Origin of the sequence: Sphingomonas sp. TX0543, assembly GCF_048565505.1 — a bacterium.
Lineage (GTDB): Bacteria > Pseudomonadota > Alphaproteobacteria > Sphingomonadales > Sphingomonadaceae > Sphingomonas.
In genome coordinates this window covers 3,082,141-3,107,682 of record NZ_JBLZUS010000002.1, presented here as the reverse complement: position 1 = coordinate 3,107,682, position 25,542 = coordinate 3,082,141, and the positions used below count along the sequence as shown (strand labels likewise).

Annotated in this window: 20 protein-coding genes and 1 tRNA gene; 14 read left to right on the top strand and 7 right to left on the bottom strand. The window is 63.2% G+C overall.

The annotated features are described in order from the left end of the window. Nucleotides 1-698 precede the first annotated feature (698 nt). From ACM61V_RS15520 to ACM61V_RS15465, 12 genes are all read left to right on the top strand, one after another. A complete protein-coding gene (locus ACM61V_RS15520) occupies nt 699-1,178 on the top strand; it encodes a DUF736 domain-containing protein (RefSeq protein ID WP_286771959.1) in 480 nt (159 codons plus the stop codon). Nucleotides 1,179-1,264: 86 nt separating this feature from the next. Next, nucleotides 1,265-2,278: a DUF2493 domain-containing protein gene (locus tag ACM61V_RS15515; protein ID WP_286771958.1), complete on the top strand. Its 1,014-nt coding sequence runs from the start codon at nt 1,265-1,267 to the stop codon at nt 2,276-2,278. A gap of 880 nt (nt 2,279-3,158) precedes the next feature. After that, nucleotides 3,159-3,806: a DUF4433 domain-containing protein gene (locus ACM61V_RS15510; protein ID WP_286771957.1), complete on the top strand. Its 648-nt coding sequence runs from the start codon at nt 3,159-3,161 to the stop codon at nt 3,804-3,806. A gap of 12 nt (nt 3,807-3,818) precedes the next feature. Further along, complete coding sequence (locus tag ACM61V_RS15505; protein ID WP_286771956.1) at nt 3,819-4,859, top strand: macro domain-containing protein; 1,041 nt, start codon at nt 3,819-3,821, stop codon at nt 4,857-4,859. A gap of 402 nt (nt 4,860-5,261) precedes the next feature. Beyond that, nucleotides 5,262-5,687 (top strand): IS200/IS605 family transposase, encoded by a 426-nt coding sequence (gene tnpA, locus ACM61V_RS15500; RefSeq protein WP_419714108.1) that lies wholly within the window; start codon nt 5,262-5,264, stop codon nt 5,685-5,687. A 142-nt stretch (nt 5,688-5,829) separates the two neighbouring features. Next, complete coding sequence (locus ACM61V_RS15495) at nt 5,830-6,135, top strand: CopG family transcriptional regulator (protein ID WP_401530015.1); 306 nt, start codon at nt 5,830-5,832, stop codon at nt 6,133-6,135. After that, nucleotides 6,132-8,219, top strand: coding sequence for a type IV secretion system DNA-binding domain-containing protein (locus ACM61V_RS15490; RefSeq protein WP_286774549.1), 2,088 nt, complete (start codon nt 6,132-6,134; stop codon nt 8,217-8,219). Before ACM61V_RS15495 ends, ACM61V_RS15490 begins: the two co-directional genes overlap by 4 nt. Next, entirely contained in the window at nt 8,216-11,173 is a 2,958-nt protein-coding gene (mobF, locus tag ACM61V_RS15485) for a MobF family relaxase (RefSeq protein WP_286774548.1), read from the top strand. Before ACM61V_RS15490 ends, mobF begins: the two co-directional genes overlap by 4 nt. Beyond that, entirely contained in the window at nt 11,170-11,730 is a 561-nt protein-coding gene (locus ACM61V_RS15480) for a lytic transglycosylase domain-containing protein (RefSeq protein ID WP_401530017.1), read from the top strand. Before mobF ends, ACM61V_RS15480 begins: the two co-directional genes overlap by 4 nt. Next, nucleotides 11,727-11,987, top strand: coding sequence for a helix-turn-helix domain-containing protein (locus ACM61V_RS15475; RefSeq protein ID WP_353744754.1), 261 nt, complete (start codon nt 11,727-11,729; stop codon nt 11,985-11,987). The genes ACM61V_RS15480 and ACM61V_RS15475 overlap by 4 nt, the downstream gene beginning before the upstream one ends. Nucleotides 11,988-12,095: 108 nt before the next feature. Then, nucleotides 12,096-12,850, top strand: a protein-coding gene (locus tag ACM61V_RS15470) for an IS5 family transposase (protein WP_419714107.1) whose coding sequence is annotated in 2 segments (ribosomal slippage) — nt 12,096-12,429 and nt 12,429-12,850 — 756 coding nt in all. Because the reading frame shifts where the segments join, the coding sequence is not laid out codon by codon here. 92 nt (nt 12,851-12,942) lie between these two features. After that, complete coding sequence (locus ACM61V_RS15465; protein WP_419714106.1) at nt 12,943-13,950, top strand: IS110 family transposase; 1,008 nt, start codon at nt 12,943-12,945, stop codon at nt 13,948-13,950. 554 nt (nt 13,951-14,504) lie between these two features. On the opposite strand, the gene ACM61V_RS15460 is transcribed toward ACM61V_RS15465, so the two are convergent. From ACM61V_RS15460 to ACM61V_RS15445, 4 genes are all read right to left on the bottom strand, one after another. Then, nucleotides 14,505-14,580: transfer RNA gene (locus ACM61V_RS15460), tRNA-Glu, on the bottom strand. Nucleotides 14,581-14,625: 45 nt separating this feature from the next. After that, the gene (locus tag ACM61V_RS15455) at nt 14,626-15,999 is read right to left on the bottom strand and encodes a class II 3-deoxy-7-phosphoheptulonate synthase (protein ID WP_137787489.1); all 1,374 of its coding nucleotides are present in this window, start codon (nt 15,997-15,999) and stop codon (nt 14,626-14,628) included. 86 nt (nt 16,000-16,085) lie between these two features. Then, a complete protein-coding gene (locus tag ACM61V_RS15450; RefSeq protein WP_137787488.1) occupies nt 16,086-16,865 on the bottom strand; it encodes an SDR family oxidoreductase in 780 nt (259 codons plus the stop codon). A gap of 39 nt (nt 16,866-16,904) precedes the next feature. Beyond that, nucleotides 16,905-18,344, bottom strand: a complete 1,440-nt coding sequence (locus ACM61V_RS15445) for a carotenoid oxygenase family protein (protein ID WP_137787487.1) — start codon at nt 18,342-18,344, stop codon at nt 16,905-16,907. 336 nt (nt 18,345-18,680) lie between these two features. On the opposite strand from ACM61V_RS15445, the gene ACM61V_RS15440 reads away from it, so the two are divergent. Continuing rightward, nucleotides 18,681-19,766: a VacJ family lipoprotein gene (locus ACM61V_RS15440; protein WP_137787486.1), complete on the top strand. Its 1,086-nt coding sequence runs from the start codon at nt 18,681-18,683 to the stop codon at nt 19,764-19,766. A 6-nt stretch (nt 19,767-19,772) separates the two neighbouring features. Here ACM61V_RS15440 and ACM61V_RS15435 read toward each other — a convergent pair whose 3' ends face one another. Further along, on the bottom strand, nt 19,773-21,101 hold the full coding sequence (locus ACM61V_RS15435; RefSeq protein WP_137787485.1) for an MFS transporter: 1,329 nt from the start codon (nt 21,099-21,101) through the stop codon (nt 19,773-19,775). Nucleotides 21,102-21,265: 164 nt separating this feature from the next. Between ACM61V_RS15435 and ACM61V_RS15430 the strand changes: the two genes are divergently transcribed. Beyond that, nucleotides 21,266-22,576 (top strand): MATE family efflux transporter, encoded by a 1,311-nt coding sequence (locus ACM61V_RS15430; RefSeq protein ID WP_137787484.1) that lies wholly within the window; start codon nt 21,266-21,268, stop codon nt 22,574-22,576. Here the strand turns inward: ACM61V_RS15430 and ACM61V_RS15425 are convergent. Together ACM61V_RS15425 and ACM61V_RS15420 are read right to left on the bottom strand one after the other, a co-directional pair. Next, on the bottom strand, nt 22,573-24,282 hold the full coding sequence (locus ACM61V_RS15425; RefSeq protein WP_419714105.1) for a class I adenylate-forming enzyme family protein: 1,710 nt from the start codon (nt 24,280-24,282) through the stop codon (nt 22,573-22,575). The genes ACM61V_RS15430 and ACM61V_RS15425 overlap by 4 nt on opposite strands. Before the next feature lie 26 nt (nt 24,283-24,308). Next, complete coding sequence (locus ACM61V_RS15420) at nt 24,309-24,986, bottom strand: nitroreductase (protein WP_137787482.1); 678 nt, start codon at nt 24,984-24,986, stop codon at nt 24,309-24,311. Nucleotides 24,987-25,542 lie beyond the last annotated feature (556 nt).

Sequence of the window (25,542 nt, the reverse complement as noted above, 5' to 3'; positions counted from 1 at the left end):
CGGGGTGGTTCGGGTCGGATCTCCGGTGAGTGGTGCGCCGATCAGGCTTGGGCGGGCGGATGCCCGCCTGGCGGCGGCCACCGGGCTCTATCTCCGCTTCGCTCCGACCAAGCCCCCTTCGGGGTCTTGTCCGCTGAAGCGGTAACGATCCCTTCCGCGAGGCGGGGTAGGTGGCCGAGCTCGGCGGGGCGCCTCGCCGGGGCATCCCGCTCGGACCCATGTCTGTCATCGCCTCCTGCGCCGCCTCGCAGGCTCGCGGCGTGCCGGTGGTGGTCCGCGGGCACAAGGGCTGCCTCCGGCCAAGCTCCGGTAGAAGAAAATGACCCTGCTGGCGTGATCCTTCGATCCAAGGGTGCCAGCAGGGCCATTTTCTTCAACCTCCGCTAAGCCGCAGCGCAACGTCCCTTGCACCCGCGGACCCCCACCGGCCCTTGCGCCCCGGCGACGGCGGCTCCGGAGGTGATGACAGACGACGCAGCGCCTTTGTCCTCGGGGGATCAATGCGGGATCGCCTTCGGCGATACGTTTCCTTGTTTCAGGGACGCTGACCGCGTCCGATTTTATTGGCTCAGGCTCACCAAAGGCGATCGAAATCTGTCAAGAAATCAATTAGATAGATGGGATTCAGGGGAGGGGGTAGAAAGGGATGTGGCCGGGGAAAGAGGAACCGGACCACGGACAGGAGAAAGGACCAAGTCATGAAGATCGGAAGCTTCAAATTCGATGAACGCGTCGGTGATCTTGTCGGAAAGATCGCAACCCGCGAGATGCGTTTTCCTTATCTCATCATGCGCAAGGTGACCGATCGCCAGAGCGACAGCGCACCCGTCTATGAAATGTACGAAACCAGTCAGTCTGGCGACGAAATCCAGATCGGCGTTGTTTGGGAACGTCGCATGCGCGCGAATGACGAGGTTTTCCTGTCGGGCATGATCGATGACCCGTCTTTCGCCGTCCCCTTGCCGATTGCTCTATTTGGCGACGAGCATGATGGATTCGACGTCCAGTGGCGGCGCGAACGTGAGCGCGAGCCGCAGGGCTTTGGCAGCGGTGGTGGCTTCGGTCAGCGCGGCAATGGTGGTGGCCGGCGCGGGGCTTTCTCGGGCGGCAGCACCGCCGGGCCGGGTGGCGAATATACCGGCGCACCGCGCGGCCTCGATGACGAGGTGCCGTTCTAGGAACACCCCAAAGTCGGGCCCGGGGGAGCGCTGGAGACGCTTCCCCGGACCCTCAGCCATCAACCCGATCAAAGAGGCGGACTCACATGAACAAGCAAATGACCTCAGGCGCGGTTAGCAGCTTCGTTGACCTTCCGAAACTATTTGCCGAACTCACCGCGACTCCCGATTTCGTGGCGTCGTTCGGCGACCCCCTGCCGCTGTCGATCATCGAGCCGGGCGATGAACCCGGTGAGCATGATATGCCCGAGCCGTTGGCGGCGCAGGCCGAATGCGGAGGTGTCATTGCCGCCATTTTCGACCTGCTCACCGACACGCGGCTTGAACCGCTCGCCGCTGAAATTGCATGGGGGTTCGTCAATTCCTTCCATTTCGTCGCGAACAGGCTGGCGGGGCGTGAGGATCGGCTGGCCGACCAGCTGCGCGACATGGCGCGCCGGCTGGAACCCGGCGAGGTGTTCAATGGCGAACTCGAACAGCTCCAGCTCGAATGCCAGTCGGTCGCGGAGCAGGGCAGGGCGATGGAGGCGATGCGCGATTATGCCGCTGCCATGTACCGCACGTACAACGGCCGGCCGTGGTCTCCCGCGCGCGGGTCGCGTGCCTCGCACGTCACCACCGCCAGCCAGATTTCTGCGCTCGATTTCCTCCGCGCCCGCGCCGAACGCCGCCGCGATCGTTATGACCCGCAAGGGCCGATCGTTGTCGTTTCGGGGCCGGCGAAATGGCATGATGACCGGATCATCTGGGGCCGGCTCGACCAGATCAAGGCGCGTATCCCGCATATGATCCTGCTCACCACCGGCCAGCGCAAGGGCGTGGATGCCGCCGCCGCCGCATGGGCCGTCCAGCGCGGGGTGACCTGCATCAACTGGGGGCTCTATGGCAGCGGCGATGGCAAGGCGTTCAAGCGCAATCGCGATATCGCCGCATTGATGCCGGTCGAGGCGATCATCTGTGAAGGCTCCGGCATCCAGTCCGGGCTCTATGACATTCTCAACCCCGAGCATGGGCATCGCGTCCCGACGCATCTTTTCTATCAGGACGATCAGAAGCCGGATGTGCCGGTCACGCGTCGGCGGCGGTATCTCGCGCCCTGATCGCGGCGGGCGGCAGGATTATGAGGGCCGGGGCGGGGGACCGCTGCCGGCCCTTTTTTTTGCGTTGGCGCGAAGGCGGGGGAAACCCGAGCGGTTTCCCCCGCGCCGCTCCTTTTGTCGAGCCTGGCGGCCCGCCAACGTCGCTCCCCTTTCCGCTGTCGATGGAGGCTGACCGGGGCAATTCCAACGGCGCTATGTGAAACCCCGAGGGTGCCCGCGCCTCCCGGCACGAGGCTGCGCAGCGCGGGCGCGCTGCGTGAGGCGGGACGCACGGCGCGAGGCCGTGGTGTAATGCACCTGACGCACGGGTGCTGCAAAGTTATTTTCAAATGATCCCAATAGGTTGGGTGCGTGATACACGTGCCACAAGATCATTGAATCGTGTGCCACGTGAACCACAGGACATGCCTGGGGTGGAGATAAATAGCTGAGATTACGCCGATTTAGCCGGGGTACACGTGATACTATGACCTTCATCGCAATTCCGTGCACGCCATGGCTTGAGCGGTCTGACCGCCGGTCACGAGCGGATCGCCCGCCTCTGTCGGGTGCCGTTGGGGCTTTGTGTTCACTCACCGCTCCAGCGGAGATTGACGGCTTCCGGGTAGGAGCGAACGTAGCGCGTCGGTCGGCCAGCGACGATTCATCCTGAAGGCCGGTTGCTGGACGACGGTCGGATTTGAGGTGCAAGCCATTGAAAGCGCACGCGGCAAATGCCAACGCCGGGAGCCGCTGAAATCTCTAGCGACCGCCTCGGCTTACGTCGCTTGGTGAGGGACCTCGCAGATGCGATCCACGCCGACGGTAGCGCAGATCATTTGACCGATGGTGACGATCTGGTGGATGCTGATGCAATGAAAGACGAGGACAAAGCCGCCTGATGATTCCTGAGCCTGCTAACCCAAAAATCTACCACATCGTCCATGTCGACAAGCTGGCAGCGATTGCGGCCGATGGATTTCTGTATTCCGACGCGGTGATGGCCCAACGCCCGGCCAACGGGACGGTCATCGGCATGAACAATATCAAGGCTCGGCGGATGAACGAGTTGACGCTCGCCAGCCATCCTGGCCTCTACGTCGGCCAGTGTGTGCCATTCTATTTCTGTCCGCGCTCGGTGATGCTCTATCTCATTTCTCGTCGCAATTCAGAGCTTGCGTATCAGGGCGGCCAGAACCCGATCGTGCATCTTGTCGCCGACCTGAACGCTGTGGTCGCATGGGCACAAGCGGAACAGCGACGATGGGCGTTCACGTTGTCGAACGCAGGCTCCTTTTATTTTGAGGATCGCTGCAACCTGGCGCAGCTCGGCGAAATCAATTGGAACGCTGTGCAAACGACGCAATGGTCGGGAAGCCCCACCAAGGAGCAAAAGCAAGCCGAGTTCCTGCTTGAGCAGCATTTCCCATGGCACCTGATCGAGCAGATCGGTGTGCTCAATCAGGCGATAGGCCAGCAGGTGGTGCAAGCCATCGCTGGCGCCGCCCATCGTCCCCTGGTTCACATTCGACCAGAGTGGTACTATTAAGGGGGAACAAACATGGCACAAATCGAACTCAAAACGGGTGACCTATTGAAGGCGGATGCGGAGGCAATCGTCAACACGGTGAACTGCGTCGGCATCATGGGACGTGGCATTGCGCTTCAATTCAAAAAGGCGTTTCCGGCCAATTTCCACGCCTATGCGCGCGCGTGCGAGGATGGCGAGGTGCAGCCTGGCAAGATGTTTGTTTTTGACTCCGGCTCGTTCACAAACCCGCGCTACATTATCAACTTCCCGACCAAGAGGCATTGGAAGGGCAAGAGCCGTATCGAGGACATCGAGAGCGGGCTGGTCGCGTTGGCGCATGAAATCAGTGAGCGAGGTATCAAATCGATTGCTATTCCGCCGCTTGGGGCTGGCCTAGGTGGCCTTGACTGGGGCGATGTTCGCCCGCGCATCGAGGCTGCGCTCCGCGATCTGCCAAACCTTCATGTGTTGATCTATCAACCCAAGGGCGCACCTGACGTTATCAAGTCGCGCGACGTACCCAACATGACGCCGGGCCGGGCCGCGCTCGTCGTTCTCATGAACCGCTATTTGCAAGGGCTGATGGACCCGTTCGTGACGCTGATCGAGGTTCAGAAGCTGATGTATTTTATGCAGGAAGCCGGCCAGCCGCTCCGGCTGAACTACATCAAGCATCATTATGGTCCCTATGCCACCAACCTTTCCCATGTCCTTAATAAGGTCGAGGGACATTTCGTTGCGGGTTATCAGGATGGCGGCGATCAGCCGGATAAGGAACTCACAATTGTGCCTGGCGCCATTCTGGAGGCAGAGGTGTCTCTAGCGCACGAAGAGGCAACTCATGCCCATTTCAACAAGGTGGCTGATCTGGTTGACGGCTTTGAGACGCCGTATGGGTTGGAACTGCTTGCGACAGTTCATTGGCTGGTTACCCGTGAAGGGGCTGATACTGCAGAGAAGGCTCTTGCCGGAGTACGCGGGTGGAATGACCGCAAGAAAGTGTTCACCGAGCGCCAGGTTGCTATCGCGTTTGATACGCTAAAATCCAAGGGTTGGTTCGCAGTTGCTTGATGGCGGGACGGTCAGCTTGTGAAGCTTTATGGCCCGACGATCACCGCAGCGGGCCGCGACCGCGCGCGGCTGTGTCGCTGGAGGATATCGTCGCTAAGACCAACCGGCGATCGAACATCGGAATCGGCGAGGAACGACATGAGCGGAATGGAGGCCACTTGGCCACGGTCGAACGGCTGATTTCGTCACGAGCGGTCATTAGTCTACCTGACACGGATCGACGCGAATCGGTTGTTAACTTACGAAACGAAAAGCATAAATTTGATTGTCCCGTCTTTGGTCTCAAACCCCCGGCTTGAGCCGGGAAGGGCTTCAGCCTACGACTCGGCGTATAATCGGTATCCTCGGAGAAGTGAGACCGCCCGTGGGGCGTGAAGTCTCACTTCTCCGAGGATACCGATTATGGCCTATTCCAGCGGCAGTCACACGCTTTATCATCATCGGTACCATATTGTCTGGGCGCCGAAATATCGGTTCAAAGTGCTGCACGGTGAGGTTCGTGAGCGAGTGCGCGTTATCATCAAACAGGTTTGCGCGGAGATGGGCGTGACTATCGTCAGCGGTGCTCTATCGCGCGATCACGTGCACATGTTTGTGGAAATTCCGCCGCATCTTGCGGTCAGCGACTTTGTGCGCCGAGCCAAGGGACGCTCGTCACGTAAGATTCAACAGGAATTCGAGCATATCCGGAAGCGCTTCTGGGGGCAGCGTTTCTGGGCGAGGGGATATTTCTCAACAACATCCGGTAACATCACCGACGATGTTATCATGAACTATCTGGAGAGACATACCGCGCCCACCAAATCAGGCTTCAGCCCCGCGCCATGAACCTGCCGGCGTCAGCCGGCCTGTCATTCAGTGTGGCGAACGGTCGCAGTACCATTTGCGCGAGCCCTATCTTGAAAGCGTACAGCGGCAGGAGTAAATAATCATCGCTTCATGACGCCCGCGACGGACTCCGCTGGAGGCCGTGCGCTTGCAGAAAATCAATTTCCGTATCGACGATCGGCTCGACCGAGAGCTTCGTCGTCGTGCATTTGGTGCCGGATTGTCGGTTTCCGATTTCGCTCGCCGGGCGCTCGAGCAGGCGGTCGATGAGCGGAAGCGATATGTCTTTTCGTCGCAGGACGAAATCCTCGCGACCGCTATCCAGATCCTCTCGATCGTGGCAACCTCGGTGGGCGAACGATCTCCCAAAGCGCTGGAGCAGGGAATGGCGCAGGCGCGCGCAATTCTCGCAGAACGAGGGCTGCTCGGCGACGAGACGGCGCGATGAGCATCTTCCGCAACGACACTTTGGGTTCGTGGACCCGCGGCGGACAGGCGATCGTCCACAATGTCCGCATGACGACCCAGGTCTTCTATCAGACCGTGCTCGCCGGGCTGGTGATCTGGATCATGGGCATCGTCTGGTATGCGCTTGAACGGTCGAGCGCCTACGAACGGTTTGTCCTGGTCAAACTGGCTGAGGCCTGGATCAAGGTCGACGCGGCTGGCGGCACCAATGACCCGGTCCGGTTCCACGCGCCCGACGGCAAAATCTATTGGACCTCGGCGGACTGGCTGGTTGCTTCACCGCTAGCAAAAAGAACCATCCAAAGCTTCGAGCTCTACCTGCTCCACGGCGCGCTGATATCGGGGCTGTTCGCCGTTGCGGCGCTCGGCTGGGCCTGGTTCTATTTCACGCGGACGGGGAGGGGCCTTGGTTCCAACGAATATGTCCGCGGCGCGCGGTTCGGTACGGTACGGGAGCTTCGTCGCTCGATGCGCGGCCAGAAGAAGGGCCCGCTGGTCATCGGCAAGGTGCCGGTGCCCGAAGCCTTTGAGCCGGAACATATCCTGATCTGCGGGGCGCCCGGCACCGGCAAGACCAGCCTCATTCTCGATATGCTCGATGGCGTTCGCAAGGCGGGACGTCGCGCGATCGTCTACGACACCGCTGGCACTTTCGTCGAAAAATTCTTCCGCCAGGGCACCGACTCGTTGCTCAATCCGCTCGATGGGCGAACCGCGCGTTGGTCGCCGTGGGTCGATGTCCCGCGCGAATATCATTACGATCAGATCGCGGAGTCAACGATCCCCGAAAAGCATGGTGATCCCTTCTGGGCCAAGGCGGCGCGCGGGACGTTGGTCGCGGTGCTACGCAAGCTCGCCGCCCAGAAGCACACCTATGTGTCTGTGCTACTCGATCGCCTGCTGAGATCGAAGTTGAAAGATCTTTCCGCGTTTGTTTCGGGCACCGATGCGGCGGCATTCATCAGCGCCGAAGGCGAACGGACCTCTGCCGGCGTCCAGGCCGAGCTTGCATCGGTCATGCGCAGCTTCGGCTATCTCGACGATACCGAGGATGGGTTTTCGATCCGCGACTGGGTTGAGAAGGGGGCTAATGGGAGCTGGCTCTTCATCACGGTCAAAGCCGATCAGCTTCCTTCGCTGCGGCCGCTCATCACTGTCTGGCTCGATATCGCGATCAGCGCGATCATGAGCCTGGCCCCCGATCGCGACCGGCGGCTCTATTGTGTCGTCGACGAGCTTCCCACCCTCCAGAAGCTCCCGTCGCTGTCCGATTTCCTCGCTCGCGCCCGCAAATATGGCGGATGCGGCGTGCTGGGGTTCCAATCCTATCCCCAGCTCGAGGGAACGTACGGCATCCAGGATGCCGCGGCGATCACGGGCTATTGCTCGACCTGGGTGGCGCTGCGCGCCAACGATACCGGCACCGCCAAACATGTCTCGGAAAATCTCGGTCAGGTCGAACAGGTCGAGGCCAACGAGGGCATGAGCTATGGCGTGAACGACATGCGCGACGGCGTGAACCTGTCGCGGATGCAGGTGACCCGCCCGCTGGTGATGCCGACCGAGGTCACCAACCTCCCAAATCTCGCGGGATTCCTGCGTTTCGGCCGCAGTCTTCCCGTGGTGCGGTTCGATGGAAACTTCAGCGATCTGCCGACCCTCACCCCTGCGTTTGTAGAGCGCACGGGGCAGCCTTGGCGGGCCGATCAGGCAGAAGAGCTTGTGCAGCTCGCTCACGCCGAAGCGCGTGTTCGTCAGGCGCTTGAACTCGAGACTGCCCGGAAAGCGCAATCCAGGGATCAGCCGCCATCGAAGTCTCCGCCCGCGTCGCCCCCTCCGGAGGCCGCGCCACCCGAACCTCAGCCGGACCTCTTTGATCCAGCATTTCAGAACATAGATCGCCACAAGGTGGAGGAAATCCTGCGCGGTAACGACGAGACCGAACTCCCCATTCCGCCGCGAGTCGCCTGGACCATCCTCGCCGGCCGTCAGGGACAAATCCGCTCCGATCTCGTCCAGCATGGCCGTGATGACGGCCCGCGCGAACCGGCGCGGCCGGCATGATCCAGTCGCAGCGCCTTCACGGCACACCCGCCAATGTCGCGAGATATTATACGGTCGGCGACTATTATACGAAGAGCGGCGAGGAGCCCTCGCAATGGGACGGGAAACTCTCACCCGAGCTCGGTCTGTCCGGTCCTGTCGATCCGAAGGTGCTCCGCCGCTTGCTTGCTGGCAAGGTCGGCGACCAGCAGCTCGGACGGCATCGCGCCGATGGTACGATCGAGCATCATCCCGGTTGGGATTTCACGGTCAGTGCGCCGAAATCGGTGTCGATCATGGCGCTGGTGGCGGGCGACGAGCGCGTGCTCGCCGCGCATGAGAAAGCGGTGTCTGCCGCCATCGGCTATCTCGAAGAGCAGGTCCAGCTACGCCACCGCGCCGAGGGCAAGATCGTCCGCGAGACGACCGGACGGTTTCTTGTCGCGCGCTTCACCGAGCACGGCAGCCGCGACCTCGATCCGCACCTCCATACCCATCTGGTCGTACTCAACATGACCAACCGGGCGCCCGATGACCGAATGGCGAGCCTTGAGAGCCGGCTCATGTATGAGGAGAAGAGCGCGGCGGGGCAGGTCTACCGGAATTCGCTCGCATTCTCGTTGCGCGAAGACGGATTTGGGATCGAGTTCGATCCGCGCACCGGCCTGTTTGAGATTCGCGGGGTACCGAAGGACCTGATCCAGGATTTCTCGCAGCGCAGCCGCGAGATTGAAGAGCATGCACGCGAACATGGGCTTGTGGGGCAGAAGGACAAACAGGCCTCATTCTATGCGACCCGCAAGGCAAAGGCGAAGGTCGGGCACGGCGATCTCATTGAGCAATGGTGCCAACGATCCGGGGAAAGACTCGCAGATATCCAACATCTTAGAGAGGCTTCTCGCGACGCCGAGGGAAAACATCTCCCGCCCACCGATCGTGAGGCAGCGCGCGCGGCGCTGTTCGGCCTGAAGCAGTTGGAGACGGCCGAGGCGGTCAATAACTTCGGTCATATCCTGCGCACCGGTCTTGCCGCGCATGTCGGTGAGGTGCGGCTCGAGGATATTCGCCCCCGGCTTGAAGCACACGAGGCGGCGGGCAAATTGCTACGCACGCATGAGCCAACGGGAGATCGCGTGCTGCCTCGCGGGCGGTCGTCGCGCGCGACCTGGCGGCTCGAACTCACGCTTACGCAGCATATCGCGCTTGGCCTCGACGATGCCCGGCCGATTGCGTCACATGACCGTCTGCTCGCCGTTCTCGAACAGACCAATCTCAATCTACCTCAGCAGCGGGCGCTGGTCGAGATCGCGACCAGCCGCGACCGGATCGCCGGGCTGCATGGCGTTGCCGGGTCCGGCAAATCGACTTTGGTCAAAGTGCTGGGCGAAGCCGCAGAGCCGGGGACCGCATTCATCGCATTGGCCCCGACATCGTCCGCGGCAGCGGGGCTCGGAAAGACCGCAGGATTCGAATCGCATACCGTTGCGAGCTTTGTCGCGCGCGGCGGTCATGGCGTGACCGACCGCCATGTCCTGGTGCTCGACGAAGCGGGGCAGCTCAGTAACCGACAGGCCAGGCGGCTTCTCGAGATCAGTAGGACGACGGGTGCGAGGCTCTTGCTGATCGGTGACGAAAAACAGACCGGAGCGATCGAGCAGGGCAAGCCTTTCTGGCTCATGCGCCGGCTGGGGCTTCCGACCGTCGAACTGACCGAGACTGTCCGCCAGGAAACCCAATCGATCAAGGATGCCGTCGCTTACGCCCGGGCACGCAATTATGCGGATTCGCTGGCCAAGCTCGATCGGGTCGCGACGGCCGCCGACAACGAGGACATGGCGAAACAGGTCGTCGCTGCCTGGACTCGGCTCAAGCCTGCGTCTCGCGCGGGCACTAACGTCCTGGTGCTGGACAACGCGACGCGGCTGATCGTCAACACCAAGATCAGGGAGGCGCTGCGGGACGAGAACGTCCTCGCCGCGGAAGACACCCGGCTTTCAATCCTGTCGCCCGCTGGCCTGACCGATACCGAGAAGCATATGGCGCGCTTCTATTCGGGCGGACAGGTCGTGCGCTTCGATCGGGACATTGCCGGCGCCGGCATTGCCCGCGACATTGAATATCGGGTGATCGGGCTGGGGCGCGAAGCCAACGGCCGTCAGATCGTGCGGCTCGTCGACGAACACGGGCTGATCGTTCGATGGGATCCACAATCCACGGCGGCACGACGCATCAATGTTTTCGATCGCGACGAGCGGGATCTGGCCGAAGGCGACCGCATTCAGTGGCGGCTCGTGAACAGAGAACTCGACCTGCGCAACGCCGAGCGCGGCACGGTCGAGAAGCTTGAAGGCCATATTGCGACGATCCGCTGGGACCGGAAGGCGGAACCGCAGCAAGTCGATCTCGGCGTCCACAAAACATGGGACCACGGTTACGCCGAGACCGTCTATTCCGCGCAGTCGAAGACCTATCCAAGGGTGTTCGTGCTGGCGCCGGTCGAATCGCCGCTGGTCAATGGGCAGAATTACTACACCGCCATCACGCGCGCCCGGTACGGTGCGAGGCTGTGGACCAACGATCCCGAGCGGCTGGTCGACAAGCTTGAGCGTTTCTCGGGCGAGAAGACCTCGACGTTGGAAGGGCTGGGACGGCTGCGCCAGGATCGCGCGCAGGTGTTCGCCGACCGGCACCGCGATCGCCTGGAAACCCTGCGGACCGAGCAGCAGAACGAGCGCGCCGCACTTCGTGAGACCGCGCTCGAACGTGAACTTCGTCGCTACAACCGCGCCGAACGACCTCCGGCCGGCATTGCCGAGCAGCTCGCGGAGCGCGGGCGCAATCTGGCGGGGGCCCTCGACCGCTTTCTCGTGCGCATCCTTGATCGCGCGGAGTGGGGCAACGCCGATCGAGACCGACAGGTCGCGAACCAGCCAATCGAGCATCAGCCACAACCGTCGCAGGGGCACGAACGATGAATACGTTCCTCCGCCGCGCTATCGTGATCGCACCCGCCGCTTTGATTTTTGGAGCGTCACCGGGGCTCGCACGACCCCTCGACCCGATGGCGGAGCAGGCGATTGCCCAATGCATCCGGCAAGCGGCACAGGGCAGGCCCTGGCTTGAGAAGACCCTATGGGGCCTTCGTGACCAGGAGGCTGGCTGGATCGGCGCTGAGGTGCCTAATGCCGATGGCTCACATGACCTTGGTCCGCTTCAGATCAACAGTTGGTGGGTACCGCGAATCGCGGCCCGGATATCGCGACCGGAAGCGAATGTCAGACATTGGCTGAAATTTGACCCGTGCTTCAATGCGGAGGCCGCGCGCTGGATCTTCCTAGTCGGGCTGAGCCCGAGCGGTGATTACTGGAAGGCGGTTGGCCTGTACCATAGCCCCGTCGAATGGCGCCAACAGCGTTACGCGAATTTCGTGGCGAAACGTATCGCTCGCAGATTCGATCAGGAGAAGCTCCCAGTTCGTGGTGGCGCCGTTGACGCGCGCAATGAGGCCGCAACGGCTCGCATTGAGCGATGAAAAAGCGGCGGCCCCTCCGCCCAGTCACGGGCACCTCTGACTTGGAAGGCATGCGTCCGATCACGGTGAGGATACCGGGAGCGGTCAAGCTGACAGGCATGAGCCGGTCGAGACTCTACGAATTGATCAAGGAGGGGAAAATCGAAGCGATCAAGGATCGGGGCACGACATTAATTACCGTCGAGAGCCTCGAGCGATTTATTGATCAGCGTCGGCTTGAAGCGCGAGATCCCGCTGGTATGCGCACTCAGACTTAGCCTTGCTATCCTCCGCCGGGGCCAGTCGCCTCCAAAACGGAATCTAGGGTCAGGACCTATTAATTTGGTTTGAGATGTGATTCACGGTCTCCGATGAAGGAGGTTGTGATGGGTGATTTGTTTCTGCTGAGCGAGCGTCAGATGGCGCGGATATCGCCGCATTTTCCGCTGTCGCACGGGGTGCCGCGGGTCGACGACCGGCGCGTTGTGAGCGGCATCGTCTACGTGATCCGCAACGGCCTCCAGTGGAAGGACGCGCCGGCTGGCTACGGCCCGCACAAGACGCTCTACAACCGTTTCATCCGCTGGAGCCGGCTCGGCGTGTTCGATCGCATCTTCGCCGGGCTCGCCGGCGGGGGGCCAAAGCCCGAGCGCATCATGATCGACGCGACCCATCTGAAGGCCCACCGCACGGCGGCAAGCCTGCTCAAAAAGGGGATGTTCCCCGCCGTATCGGGCGCACCAAGGGGGGATTGAACTCCAAGTTGCACGCCGTCTGCGACGGTGATGGACGGCCGCTCATCCTGCTTCTTTCGGAAGGTCAGATGAGTGACCACAAAGGCGCCCGTCTCGTGCTCGACGCCTTGCCGCCAGCGGCCCATCTGATCGCCGATCGCGGCTACGACAGCGCCTGGTTCCGCGAGGAACTGGAAGCCCGAGGCATCGAGCCGTGTATCCCGTCGAGCCGAAGCCGCAAAGTCCCATACGCCTACGACACGGTGCTCTACCGTCAACGCCACAAGGTCGAGAACCTGTTTGCAAAGCTCAAGGACTGGCGACGCATCGCCACGCGTTACGACCGCTGTGCTCACACCTTCTTCTCGGCAATCTGCATCGCAGCTGCCGTCATCTTCTGGCTTTGATCAATGAGTCATCGTGTAATTTGTGGCTGCTTCCTCGGGCCGGCTGAGCGGCGCATCTTCTGGTTGTCGAAGCCTGAAGAAAGGAAGCAGCCATGAAGCACTATGCCGGAATCGACCTGTCGATGGAAACATCGCACGTCTGCGTCGTCGATGCCGATGGACGCAAGGTCGGGGCGCAATGCGTGGACAGCACGCCGGCGGCGATTGCGGCCGCGTTGGAGTGCTATGGGCCTGTCGATCGCGCGGTGATCGAGACGGGCCGGATGACGCCATCGGTCGCACTTGGCCTGCGCGAACTCGGCGTCGCGATCGTGTGCATCGACGCACGACAGGCACATCAGAGCCTGAAGGCGATGAAGGCCAACAAGACCGACCCACACGACGCGGCCGGCTTAGCGCAGCTAGCGCGCACCGGATTCTACAAGGAGGTGCATGTCAAATCGCCGGCGGCTCATGGCGTGCGCAGCGTGATCACTGCGCGTGGGCATCTGGTCGAAGCACGCGTTCGGCTCGACAACACCATCCGCGGCCTGTGCGCCACCTTCGGGATCAGGCTGGGCATCGGTCAGGGCGAGCGGTTCCTCGCGCGGATGCGGGAGGCAGTCTCCATTCCGGGGCTCAGCGAAGCGGTGGCAGCGCTGCTCGGCGTGCGCAAGGGGCTGGTGGAAGAGATCAGGCAACTGGATCGCCAACTCAAGGCGATCAGCGCAGCGTCTCCGGCGTGCCAGGCCCTGATGAGCATCCCCGGCGTCGGCGTGCAGACCTCGGCCGCGTTCGCCGCTGCGGTCGATGACGCGGCGCGGTTCAAGCGATCACGGACGGCGGGTGCCTACTTCGGCCTCGTCCCGCGCCGACACCAATCGGGCGAACTCGACTGGACGGGGCGCATCACGAAACAGGGCGACGGCACGGTACGCAAGCTGCTGTACGAAGCGGCCAACTCGATCCTGACGCGCACGCGACAGAACTTCGCCCTGAAGAGCTGGGCACTCAAGATCGTCAAGCGGCGCGGCCTGCGAAAAGCTCGTGTCGCACTCGCTCGCCGTCTCGCCGTCATCATGCATGCCATGCTGCGTGACGGCACCTTGTTCGAAGCCTGAGATGAGATAGAATACCAATGCCAGCGGTGATGCTCTCGAGTTGACCCGATGGCGGTGTCCCGTGAGGGAACGCAGGGACGGACGATCTGCGAAGGTTAACGGATGAGCCGTTGAGCCCGCGTCGAGTCAATGCAACGTCCGACCTTGTGAGACCCGATACAGCACCACCAGCCTCTGGGTCGGCGAGTGCGGACAGATCCTTGAAACCCTCAAGGGACAACCGCCGAACTACTGCAAATTACAGATCCTGAGCCTAGCTGCTGCCTGCAGCCGACCTCGGAAAAATGCTCGGGAGGCTGACAAATGGCTTGGGCGAATCAATCAATCCAACGTCCGAAACATTGGAGCCGAATCGCTTAACCCGAAGGTGGACAAGTAGGTGCTCGTTCGCCCGGAACGTCGCAATTTTGGGGGAGGCTCTGCCCACCAGCGTACCGCCGATCGAACGAAATATGTCCAGCTGCATCCATGCTTGTCCGAGCGCTTCTATTACACGAAATTACACGATTTCGTATAATCGAGCTTCGAAATTCGCGCTAAGTGATTGAAATTGCTGGTGACCCCTACGGGACTCGAACCCGTGTTTTCGCCGTGAGAGGGCGACGTCCTAGACCGCTAGACGAAGGGGCCATCTTGCAGGTGGAGGCGGGCGCTTAGGGCCCGCCGCGCGCTGCGTCAAGCTGCAGCTTTGCGACGCTCCGCCATTTCGGTGTTCAGCATCTCGGCGAGCAGGAAAGCCAGCTCCAGGCTCTGACTGGCGTTGAGGCGCGGGTCACAGTGAGTATGGTAGCGGTCTGCCAGCGCCTGTTCCGTCACGTCGATCGCACCGCCAGTGCATTCGGTGACGTTCTGCCCGGTCATCTCCGCATGAATGCCGCCGGCGTGCGTGCCCTCCGCCCGATGGACCGCAAAGAAGCCGCGGACTTCGGCGAGAATTCGCTCGAACGGCCGCGTCTTGTAGCCAGTGGCGGCCTTCACGACGTTGCCATGCATCGGGTCGCAACTCCATACGACCGGATGCCCCTCGCGTGTCACCGCGCGAAGCAGGCGCGGGAAGGCCGCCTCGATCTTGTCATGACCGTAGCGCGTGATGAGCGTGATTCGGCCTGGCGTCCGCGCCGGATTGAGCAGATCGAGCAACCGCAACAGTGCGTCCGCCTCCAGGCTCGGTCCGCATTTCACACCGATCGGATTGCCGACACCGCGCAGGAATTCCACGTGCGCCGATCCCTCGAAGCGCGTCCTGTCTCCGATCCACAGCATATGCGCGCTGGTGTCGTACCAGTCCCCGGTCAGCGAATCCTGCCGGGTCAACGCCTGCTCATAGGGGAGCAGCAGCGCCTCATGACTGGTGTAGAATTGCGTCTGGGCAAGTTGCGGCACGGTTTCGGGATCGAGCCCGCAGGCAGCCATGAACTCCAGCGCCTCGCCGATACGGTCGGCCGTTTCGGCATATTTCGCGGCCCACGGCGACCGGCCCATGAAATCGTGCGTCCAGCGGTGAACCTGATGCAGATTCGCGTATCCGCCGCCGGCGAAGGCGCGCAGCAGATTCAGCGTCGCGGCTGATTGACTGTAGCCCTGCACCATACGCGCTGGATCGGGGATGCGCGATTCGGGGGTGAAGGCGATGTCGTTGACGTTGTCGCCGCGATAGCTCGGCAGTTCCACGCCATCGATCGTTTCGGTCGGCGCGGAACGCGGCTTGGCGAACTGGCCCGCCATACGGCCCACCTTCACCACCGGCAGTTTCGAGGCGAAGGTGAGCACCACCGCCATCTGCAGGATCACGCGGAAAGTGTCGCGAATGTTGTTCGGGTGAAATTCTGCGAAGCTTTCCGCGCAATCGCCACCCTGCAACAGGAAGCCCTTGCCCGCCGCGACGCGCCCCAGATCGGCGGTGAGGTTGCGCGCCTCGCCCGCGAAAACCAGCGGCGGATAGTTGCCAAGCTGATCCGTTGCCGCCTTCAGCGCGGCGGCGTTCGGATAATCGGGAAGCTGGCGCGCCTCATGCGAAGTCCAGCTATCGGGGGCCCAATTGGCGGCCATGGCAAACTTTCCGTCGATACAAAGAGCAATGGAGTTGCGCGCGATAGCGCCGCAACGCAACGAAGGAAAGCTCCGGCTGGGCGAAGCTACATAATGCCGGCGTAGCTGCCGCCGTCGATCAGCAGGCTTTGACCCGTTATATAGCCCGCGTGCCGGGAGCACAGGAATGCGCAGGTTGCGCCGAACTCCGCCGGATCACCGAAACGGCGCGCAGGGACGCGCTCGCGGCTTCGGCGCTCGGCTTCCGCCTCATCGACCCCCTGCGCCTGCGCGGCGAAGCGATGAACTCCCTCCAGCCGGCGCGTCGCGAACAGGCCCGGCAGCAGAAAGTTGATCGTCACGCCCGATGCGACCACCTGCCGCGCGACGCCGGCGAGGAAACCGGTGAGCCCGATCCGCGCGCCGCTGGACAGGTCGAGGCCGGGGGTGGGCGCCTTCACCGAGGCGGACGTGATGCAGACGATCCGGCCGAAGCCGCGTTCAACCATGCCGTCGATCACCTGTTGCACCATGCGGATCGGCGTTACCATGTTCGCATCAAGACCCGCGTGGATCGCGTCGCCATCGAGTTGACGGAAATCGCGCAGTGGCGGGCCGCCATTATTGTTGACGAGGATATCGACCGCGCCGGCGGCGGCGACCAGCGCCCGTTGTACATCGGCATCGGCGATATCGCCCGCGATGGCCTCCACCCGAACGCCCGTTTCGTCGCGGAGGGCCTGCGCGGTTGCGTCGAGCGCCTCAGCATCGCGACCGTTGAGCACCAGGGTGCAGCCCGCCCGCGCCAGTTCGGCGGCGCAGGCACGGCCCAACCCATGGCTGGATGCGCAGACGATCGCCGTCTTGCCTTCGAGTCCCAAGTCCATGCGCGCCCTCCCATTGTAGGGCAACGCGCATGGACTTTCTCAGCCTCGTTGTGAAGCCAGCCAGTTGCCGTGGAACCCTGGCGGAATGCGATGCGGCACACGGACGCTTGCGACTGGCGTGCCCGAAAAGTCGCGCGCATCGATGATGGCGAGATCAGTCGTTTCGTTGGGCAGATCGATTACCAGCCCTACCAGCCACCCCTCATCCTCCGCCGCATCATCATGCGCCGGCACGAACACGAATTCGCCGGGATAACGGCCCACGCCGAAATCATGCGTGTCACGGATGCCCGTCTCCAAATCGTGCTTGTAGAGCCGGGTCGCGCCAACGAAGCGCTCGTCCGGCGAATCGGGCAGCGCCATCGTGTAAGCGTAGCGATAGGGCTGGCCGAAGCGGCGTTCGTCCGGGCGCGGGAATTCCTGTGGGCTGCTGTCTATCGTGCTGCGGGCCACGCGCCGTGCGTGTGGATCGATTGTCCAGCGTTCCAGGCCCATGTTGCGCCCGTTCGGCCCCTCCGTTCCGTCTGCGAACATGGTCTCGTAGGCGCAAACGTCCATAACCACCCGACCATCTTCATCGTCATAGGCGTTTGCGACGTGGAACACGTAAGCCGGATCGACGTCGCACCAGATCACGTCCGTCGCTTCGCCGTTTCGCGGCAGCAGCCCGACACGCGCGCGATGCTCAGGGTTCCATCGGTAGGGGAAGCGATGCCCGCCGATCAGCGCCCTCATCGAGAAGGTGACGGGCAGATCGAGGATCACCGCATAGCGAGCAGTGATCGCGCAATCGTGGATCGACGGCCCGTGCTGTACCGGGATCGGCAGCTCGCGGGTCACCTTTCCATCAGCCGAGATGACGACGTGCCGGATACTGTTGGGCTCTGTCGCCTCATAGGCGATCGCGTGGTTTTCCCCGGTTAGCGGATCGAGATGCGGGTGCGCGGTGAACGAGCCTTCAAGCGTGCTATCGAATGGATTGTATGTCTGTTCGTCCAGCGTGTGGTTCAGCTCGACCGGATAGCTGCCCGCCTCCACCAATGCCCAGGTGCGACCGGCGATATCGACGACGTTGGTGTTGACCGTATCGAACCCGCCGTGTCGCGGGCCGGGCGCGGGTGTCTCGCCTAGCGCCCCAGCAACCGTTCGCGATCGTATCCAGCGATTGCGGTACCATAGCGCCTTGCCGTTCTTCAGCGCGATGCCGTGGACCATGCCGTCGCCGACGAACCAGTGATAACCAGCCGGATCGGGGCTGACCGGATTGGGACCGATCCGCAGATAGCGGCCGTCGAGCGCTTCGGGGATCGTGCCCGTTACCGGCAGATCGACCAGCGTCATCTCGCCACTGAGCGGCTGGTGGATGCCGGTGAGAAAGGGATGATCGGTTTTCGGCAGGTGCTTGCGATTGAAATCAGCCACCATTCCCACGCCCTTGGTGACAACGGAGCGGATCGCGGTTTCTACGGTTCCGGCCATGACGAGTCTCCAGTGTGAACGCCGTAAACATACGCTCAATGTAAGCGTTGTCAACATTTGGCCTGTCGCGAGTATCGAGCGGGATACGCTTTTGAATTGATTTATTCTTCACCTAGAGGGGCGTCGCGCGGCTCTGGTCGCGCACGGCGTCGTCGGGGTAATCTATCGGGCTATGACTATCCGTCGCGTCCGGCGCTCGACATCTTCGACCGTTCTGGCGACGAGATTGCAACGGCAGCGCTGACCAGACTTTTCCGGCCGGGATGGACGAACAACGTGGCTTGCCGCAGAGGGTGGAGGCGTTACCGTTGCTGTAGCCGGGAAAAAGGGGAATCGATGTCTGGGTGCCTAGCCTACCGGCCCGCGCTGCTTGTCGCGGCGAGCGTTCTGGCAAGTGTGGGCGGCGCGGCCGAAGCGCAGGGCACATGCACCGATATCGTCGCAAGCGGCGTGCATTGCGCGATCGACATGGGCCTGGCGGGCTATACCGCACCTGCCGTTCGGGCCGTGCCCACGCTGACGGGCGCGCTGGAGCCGCTCGCGGTTCCCGCCGCGCTGCGGATCGTGTCCACCTACGAAGAGCAGCAGGCTGCGCCCCCACCGGGGGAGCGTCCGCCCGTACCGGATCGTGAGGCGGGTCAGCGCGACGTTGTCGTAACCGGGCGCAGCAACTGGGAAGCACCGGATCCGCTGGCGAGCGTGAACCTCAAATCTTTCGAGGTGACGGAAGCGGTGGACAAGGCGGTGATCGGGCCCCTCGCGCTGGCCTATCGCGATGCGGTGCCCAAGCCGATCCGCGATGGCGCGCACAATTTTCTCTACAATATGCGCGAGCCGGTCGTTTTCCTGAACTTCATCCTGCAGTTGAAGATCGGGCGCGCGCTCGAAACGGTGGGGCGGTTCGCGGTCAACACCACGGTGGGGGTTGCGGGCATTTTCGACATGGCGAAGCGCAAGCCGTTCAAATGGCAGCGGCGCAGCAATGGTTTTGCCAACACCTTCGGGTTCTACGGTATCAAGCCCGGCCCGTTCCTGTTCCTGCCGATCGTCGGCCCGACCACGCCGCGCGACCTGATCGGCGGTGCGCTGGACCGGCTGATCTTCCCCTTCGTCTATGGGAAGCGGATCACGCGGCCGGCATTCGCGGTGCCGTTCGCCGTGGTCGGCGCGCTCGATCATCGGGCTGATTTCGACGATACGCTGCACCAGTTGCATGACGGCCAGTCCGATCCCTATGCCCGCTCGCGCGATTTCTACCTCCAGCGCCGCCAGAACGAGATCGACGAACTGAAGGGCAGGGGGCAGAAGAATTCCAGCCCGATGTCCGAAGCGCCGACCCGGCCAGTGACGGTGAAGAAGCGCAGCGGAGAACAGCCGGTGGAAGAGCATCCGCAACCGCCGCCCGGTGAAGCGCCGCGCTGACGCGCGTTAGCTAGGCTCTGCCGCTGCGCTTTCCATCGCGAGCGTGCCGGTTTCGCGCGTTTCCCGCATGGTCAGGTAAACGATCAGCGAGAGGCCGATCATCGCAGTGACGTACCAGTAGAAACCGTTCTCTGCGCCGATATACTTGAACCACAGCGCCACATATTCGGCCGTGCCGCCGAACAGCGTATTGGCGAGCGCATAGGGCAGCGCGACGCCCAGCGTGCGGATCTCGGCGGGGAACAGTTCCGCCTTCACCACCGCGTTGATCGAGGTATAGCCGGTCACGATCACCAGCGCTGCCATCACGAGCAGGAGGGCGTGGAGCGGGTTCGATACCGTTTCCAGCGCGTGGAACAGCGGCACGGTCGATAACGCTCCGGCGACGCCGAACGCGATCATCAGCGGTTTCCGCCCGATCCGATCGGAAAGCGCGCCCGCGACCGGCTGTAGCAGCATGTAGAAGAACAGCGCCGCCGTCATCACGCGCGATGCCGTCTGTACGGAAAAGCCAGAGGTGTTGACGAGGAACTTCTGGAGATACACGCTGTAGGTGTAGAAAGCGACCGTGCCGCCCGCCGTCAGCGCCATCACCAGCAACACTTCACGCGGGTGATCCCGGATCAGCGTCAGGCTGTTGGCGCGCGTGGTGCGCCGCTCGCCCAGACGACGAAAGGAATCGGTTTCCGACATGCCGCGACGCAACCAGAATACCGCGATCGCGAGCACGCCGCCGATCGCGAACGGGATGCGCCAGCCCCATGCGTGAAGCTGATCCTCGCGCAGCACCATCTGCAGCACGAGCAACACGCACAAGGCCACCAGCTGGCCGGCGATCAGCGTGACATATTGGAAGCTCGAGAAAAAGCCGCGATGCTTCTGCCCCGCCATCTCGCTGAGATAGACCGCGCTCGCGCCATATTCACCGCCGACCGACAAGCCCTGCATCAGCCGTGCGAGCAGCAGTATCGCCGGCGCGAGCAGCCCGATCGTCGCGAACGAAGGGGTGATCGCGATCAGTAGCGATCCAGCGCACATCAGTGTCACTGACAGGCTCAGCGCCGCGCGCCGCCCGCGACGATCCGCATACAGGCCCATCATCCACGCGCCGATCGGCCGCATCACGAAACCGACCGCGAAGATCGCCGCGGCGTTCAGCAATTGCGAGGTGCGATCGGTCGCCGGGAAAAAAGCGGGCGCGAAATACAGGGTGAAGGCGGCATAGACATACCAGTCATACCATTCGACAAGATTGCCCGCCGATCCCGCGACGATCGACCAAAGGCGCGCGCGCGCGGATCTCGGGGCTGCATCGGCGCCGGCGGCGTGATTCATGTCGTTTGGCCTTTCCGGGTCGCTATGGCGCGGGCGCGCGGCACCGAACGGTAGCGCCCCGGCGGGCACGCGCAACTGCCGCGAGGTGTCGCGCCCCTGCAAATGTGCATGCAGTCGTCGATCGATAGTGGCGCACCCGCCGCGTTCATGGGATTTCGCGCGGCATGAGCGGATTCGATCGACGCGATATCTTTGCCCAGGCGTGGCCGATCATCCTTGGCCAGGCGCTGGTGCCGCTGGTCGGGGTGGTGGATACGGCGGTGATCGGGCGTACCGGCGACGCCGCGATGCTGGCGGGTGTCGCTTTGGGGGTCACGACCGTCAGCTTGATCTTCTGGACCTTCGGCTTCCTGCGCATGGGCGTGACCGGCCTCAGCGCGCAGGCGCTGGGCGCTGGCGACGCGGCGGAATTGCGTGTGCTGCTGGTGCGGGCGCTGTTGCTCGGCATCTTGCTCGGAGCGGCGCTGCTGCTGCTTTCGCCGCTAATCGTTCCGACTGCGCTGGAACTGATGCACGTGCCAGCGGCGGCGGCGAGGGCCGCGCACGACTTTACGGCGGCGCGCCTGTTTGGTGCGCCGGCGGCGTTGGGCTTCTATGTGCTCAACGGCTGGTTGCTCGGCCTTGGGCGCACGCGGCTGGCGCTGGCGTGCCAGGTGGCGTTCAACGGCGTCAATATCGTGCTCGACGTGCTGTTCGTCGCCGGGCTGGGGCTTGGCCCGTGGGGCGCTGGCATCGGCACCTCGATCGCTGAATGGATCGCGCTGGGAAGCGGCTTGTGGGCCGCGCGGCAGGTGCTGGGATCGAGTTGGTGGCGGATTGGGCGACCAACGATATTCGCGCCGGGAGCATTCCGCCGCCTGCTGTCGGTGAACGCGGATATCATGATCCGCACTGTGGCTCTGTTGCTTCTGTTCACCTGGTTCACCCGTTCCGGCGCGCGGCTGGGCGCGGTGCCGCTTGCCGCCAATCATGTGTTGATGCAGTTCGTCAGCGTCAGCGCGTTCGTCCTCGACGGCTTCGCGTTCGTCGCCGAGGCGCGGGTTGGCGCGGCGATCGGGGCGGGATCGCGCGCCAACCTGCTGCGTGCCGCGCGGCTTACGGGTGAATTCTCGCTGGCGGGCGGCGTGTTGTTCGCTGCCGGCATCGCGGCTGGCGGCCCGTGGCTGATCGCGCTCATCACGCGCGACCCGGCGGTGCAGGCGCAAGCTATGGCGATGTTGCCATTCTGCGCGCTGGTGCCGCTGATCGGGATGCCGAGCTGGTGGCTGGATGGCATCTTCATCGGCGCGACGCGCGGGCGAGCGCTGCGAAATGCGGCGCTGCTCGCGCTGGCGCTCTATCTCGCGACCGACGCTTTGCTCCGGCGGCACGGTGTCGCCGGCGTCTGGATCGCGCTGCTGGCCAGCTATCTCTACCGCGCTGCCGCGCTCGGTGTGCGTTTCCCCCGGTTGCTGCGGGAAACGGGGAGCGACTAGACGGCGAGAGTGGGGATTAGCCGATCACGCACTTCGCGTTTGAGGAATTTGCCGCTGGCGTTGCGCGGCAGCGCTTCATCCAGCAGCCAGATGTGGCGCGGCACCTTATGCCTGGCCATCAGCACCGAGCAATGATCGCGCAGTGCATCGAGCGTGATGCTCTCGCCCTGTTTGAGCACGACCGCCGCGCCAACCTCTTCGCCCAGCCGTTCATCGGGAATGCCGAACACGCAGCATTCCGCGATCGCAGGATGCCGATAGATGCCCGCCTCCACCTCTGCGCAATAGACGTTCTCGCCGCCGCGCAGCACCATATCCTTCTTGCGATCCACGACGAAGATGAAGCCGTCCTCGTCGATCCGCGCGATATCGCCGGTATGCAGCCAGCCATCGGTGATCGTGGCGGCTGTCGCCTCGGGCCGGTTGATATAACCCTTGATGACGGCGGCGCCCTTCACCCACAATTCGCCGATCGCGCCCTGCGGCACCTCGTTCCCGTCATCATCCACGCACTTCGCCTCGAAGCTGGGCATGGGGGGCCCGGCGCTGTCGGGCTTGTCGACGAAAAAGTCCCCGGCGACGGAGGTGATGATGCCGCACGTCTCGGTCATGCCATAGCCGGTGCTGGGACGCGCGCTGCTTACCTGCGCCTCGATCTTCAGCACGAGATCGGGGGGCACCTGCGCGCCACCGCCGGATAAAGCCACCAGGCTGGAGGTGTCGGTGGCAGCGAAATCGGGGTGATTGATAAGTTCACGCGCCATCGTCGGCACACCGCTCATCGAGCTGACCCTTTCACGCTCGATCAGGCGCAGCGCCTCGCCCGCATCCCAGCGATACATCAGCACCAGCTTGCCGCCGGCCGCGGTAGTCGCATAGCTGCCGCAATTGTTGGCGGTGACGTGGAAAAGCGGCGTGGTCAGCAGCGTTACCGGCGGCGCGGGAGGTTCGGCGGGCGGCGCGATGCCGGTCGCGCGTTGCATCGCCAGCGCCGTCGATGCACCCGCGAACATGATGTTGAACAAATTGGTGAGGCAGCCGCGGTGGGTTAGCTGCGCGCCCTTGGGAAAACCGGTGGTGCCCGAGGTATAGAAGATGCAGGCGTCGTCGTCGGGATCGACCGCCGCATCGGGCATCTCGCCGCCGTGCGCCGCGACCTGGGCCCAGGTCGTGATCTGCGGCGAGGCACGCAAGGCCGAGTCCGGCACCCGCACGCCGACAAGGGTGACAGTGCCTGCAAGCTCCGGTCGCTCGTTGAAACGCGCCAGGCGTTCGGCATCAAGGAACATCACCTTTGGCCGGGAGTCGGCGAGCGCGTAGGCCATTTCCTCACCGGTCCACCACGCGTTCATGCCAACGGCGGCCACGCCGATCGATACGCATGCCCAGTAGACAAGCAACCATTCGGGATAGTTGCGCATCGCGATCGCCACGCGGTCGCCGGGACGCACCCCTTGCGCCCATAGCCATCCAGCCACCGCATTCACCCGCACGTGCGCCTCGCGATAGGTGATCCGCTCGTCCTGATAGACGAGATAGGGGCTGTCGCCGAACTGCGCGGTCGAGAGCCACATGTCGCGCACCGAATTCGGCAGGTTCTTGTACGCGCGCAGACGGTGGCCCAGAACGTCCGCCTCCACGATCTCAAACGGACCGCCAGGACCGGTTAGTTCACGACGGGCTTGCAGAAGCTCAGTATAATGCACTCTTCGATCCTCTCGCTTGGCGCGCTTCAGCCCTCGAACCCCACGAACACCGCCGTTTCGCTCACCGCCTTCCGGTTCGACACCACGGCGTTCGCGGGGAAATCATCATCCGGCCAGCCGAGCGCGATGCTCTTCAGGATCACCTGATCCTCGCGGATGCCGGCATGCTCGCGCACTACCGGGGATTGCATGATCCCCTGGCTGTTGATGACCGTGCCCAGCCCGCGCGACCATGCCGCCATCACCAATGCATTGGTCACGGCACCGCAATCGAACGGGGTATCGTCGCTTCCGTCGAGGACGCGATCATAGGTGACGATGATGCAGACCGGGGCATCGAACTGCCGGAAACCGCGCATCACCCAGTCTTGCCGAAGCGCCTGATCGTCGCGGGCGATGCCCATCGCGCCGAACAGCTGCTTGGCGACATCCACCTGCCGTTCGCGATGCGGCCCGGCAAATGGCTGGCCGGTGCGGAATTCGCGCGATTGCGGCACGCCGGCGGCCATGCGCTCGCTATTGCCCAGGCGGATGCGATCGAGCGGCGCACCGGTGATGACGTAGAAATTCCACGGCTGCGTATTCATTGACGAGGGCGCGCGGGTGGCGAGCGCGATGATCTCCTCGATCAGCGCCCTTGGCACAGGATCGGGCTTGTATCCGCGAATGCTCCGGCGACCCAGCACGACTTCGTCAAACAGCATAGCTGGCCTCCCCACGGGGCGGCGAGAGGGGCTCGGGGCCGGCCGGCGCGCGCGCACGATACGCTCCGATAGCCAGGGTGCCGCAGCGTGCTTTCATGCTCTCTCCACATTAAGTCTATTCGCTTAATTGTCGAACTGATCCGTGCTGCGCCGGTTTTTGTCAACCTCTCCGCGGCGCCCCTTTTTTTCCGGTCCGTCAGCGAGATGCTGGAAGGTTCGGCGCGCGTCATCAGGAACGGCTGAGTGCCGATCGCGATCGCCACGCCGGGCGCAGGTCGCGCCGTGACTATCCGCATCAGGATATCCTGCCATCGCGCGCGCAGAATCTGACGCGTCGCACCAACAATCCGAACGAGAAAGCGGCGCGTGGGATCGGGATCACGTGGGTGCGGACACTGACGCATCCGATGACGTGGCGCGGATGCGGGACACGTAGCGGGAGGGCTGACCACGCCGGAACGCGGGCCGAAGGTGATCGTCGCCCAATCGGAAGGTATGCTCGCCAAGCAGCGCCGCGTGAAGCCGCTGCTGGCACAGCCCCTGCCGAGGGCAAGCG

What these genes read in the sequence shown, in the direction of transcription:
- ACM61V_RS15510 (WP_286771957.1), top strand. Translation starts at nt 3,159, where the DNA reads ATGATTCCTGAGCCTGCTAACCCAAAAATCTACCACATCGTCCATGTC.
- ACM61V_RS15515 (WP_286771958.1), top strand. Translation starts at nt 1,265, where the DNA reads ATGAACAAGCAAATGACCTCAGGCGCGGTTAGCAGCTTCGTTGACCTT.
- ACM61V_RS15455 (WP_137787489.1), bottom strand. Translation starts at nt 15,999, where the DNA reads ATGGCCGCCAATTGGGCCCCCGATAGCTGGACTTCGCATGAGGCGCGC.
- ACM61V_RS15450 (WP_137787488.1), bottom strand. Translation starts at nt 16,865, where the DNA reads ATGGACTTGGGACTCGAAGGCAAGACGGCGATCGTCTGCGCATCCAGC.
- ACM61V_RS15480 (WP_401530017.1), top strand. Translation starts at nt 11,170, where the DNA reads ATGAATACGTTCCTCCGCCGCGCTATCGTGATCGCACCCGCCGCTTTG.
- ACM61V_RS15435 (WP_137787485.1), bottom strand. Translation starts at nt 21,101, where the DNA reads ATGAATCACGCCGCCGGCGCCGATGCAGCCCCGAGATCCGCGCGCGCG.
- ACM61V_RS15490 (WP_286774549.1), top strand. Translation starts at nt 6,132, where the DNA reads ATGAGCATCTTCCGCAACGACACTTTGGGTTCGTGGACCCGCGGCGGA.
- ACM61V_RS15430 (WP_137787484.1), top strand. Translation starts at nt 21,266, where the DNA reads ATGAGCGGATTCGATCGACGCGATATCTTTGCCCAGGCGTGGCCGATC.
- ACM61V_RS15440 (WP_137787486.1), top strand. Translation starts at nt 18,681, where the DNA reads ATGTCTGGGTGCCTAGCCTACCGGCCCGCGCTGCTTGTCGCGGCGAGC.
- ACM61V_RS15420 (WP_137787482.1), bottom strand. Translation starts at nt 24,986, where the DNA reads ATGCTGTTTGACGAAGTCGTGCTGGGTCGCCGGAGCATTCGCGGATAC.
- mobF (WP_286774548.1), top strand. Translation starts at nt 8,216, where the DNA reads ATGATCCAGTCGCAGCGCCTTCACGGCACACCCGCCAATGTCGCGAGA.
- ACM61V_RS15520 (WP_286771959.1), top strand. Translation starts at nt 699, where the DNA reads ATGAAGATCGGAAGCTTCAAATTCGATGAACGCGTCGGTGATCTTGTC.
- ACM61V_RS15475 (WP_353744754.1), top strand. Translation starts at nt 11,727, where the DNA reads ATGAAAAAGCGGCGGCCCCTCCGCCCAGTCACGGGCACCTCTGACTTG.
- ACM61V_RS15505 (WP_286771956.1), top strand. Translation starts at nt 3,819, where the DNA reads ATGGCACAAATCGAACTCAAAACGGGTGACCTATTGAAGGCGGATGCG.
- ACM61V_RS15465 (WP_419714106.1), top strand. Translation starts at nt 12,943, where the DNA reads ATGAAGCACTATGCCGGAATCGACCTGTCGATGGAAACATCGCACGTC.
- tnpA (WP_419714108.1), top strand. Translation starts at nt 5,262, where the DNA reads ATGGCCTATTCCAGCGGCAGTCACACGCTTTATCATCATCGGTACCAT.
- ACM61V_RS15445 (WP_137787487.1), bottom strand. Translation starts at nt 18,344, where the DNA reads ATGGCCGGAACCGTAGAAACCGCGATCCGCTCCGTTGTCACCAAGGGC.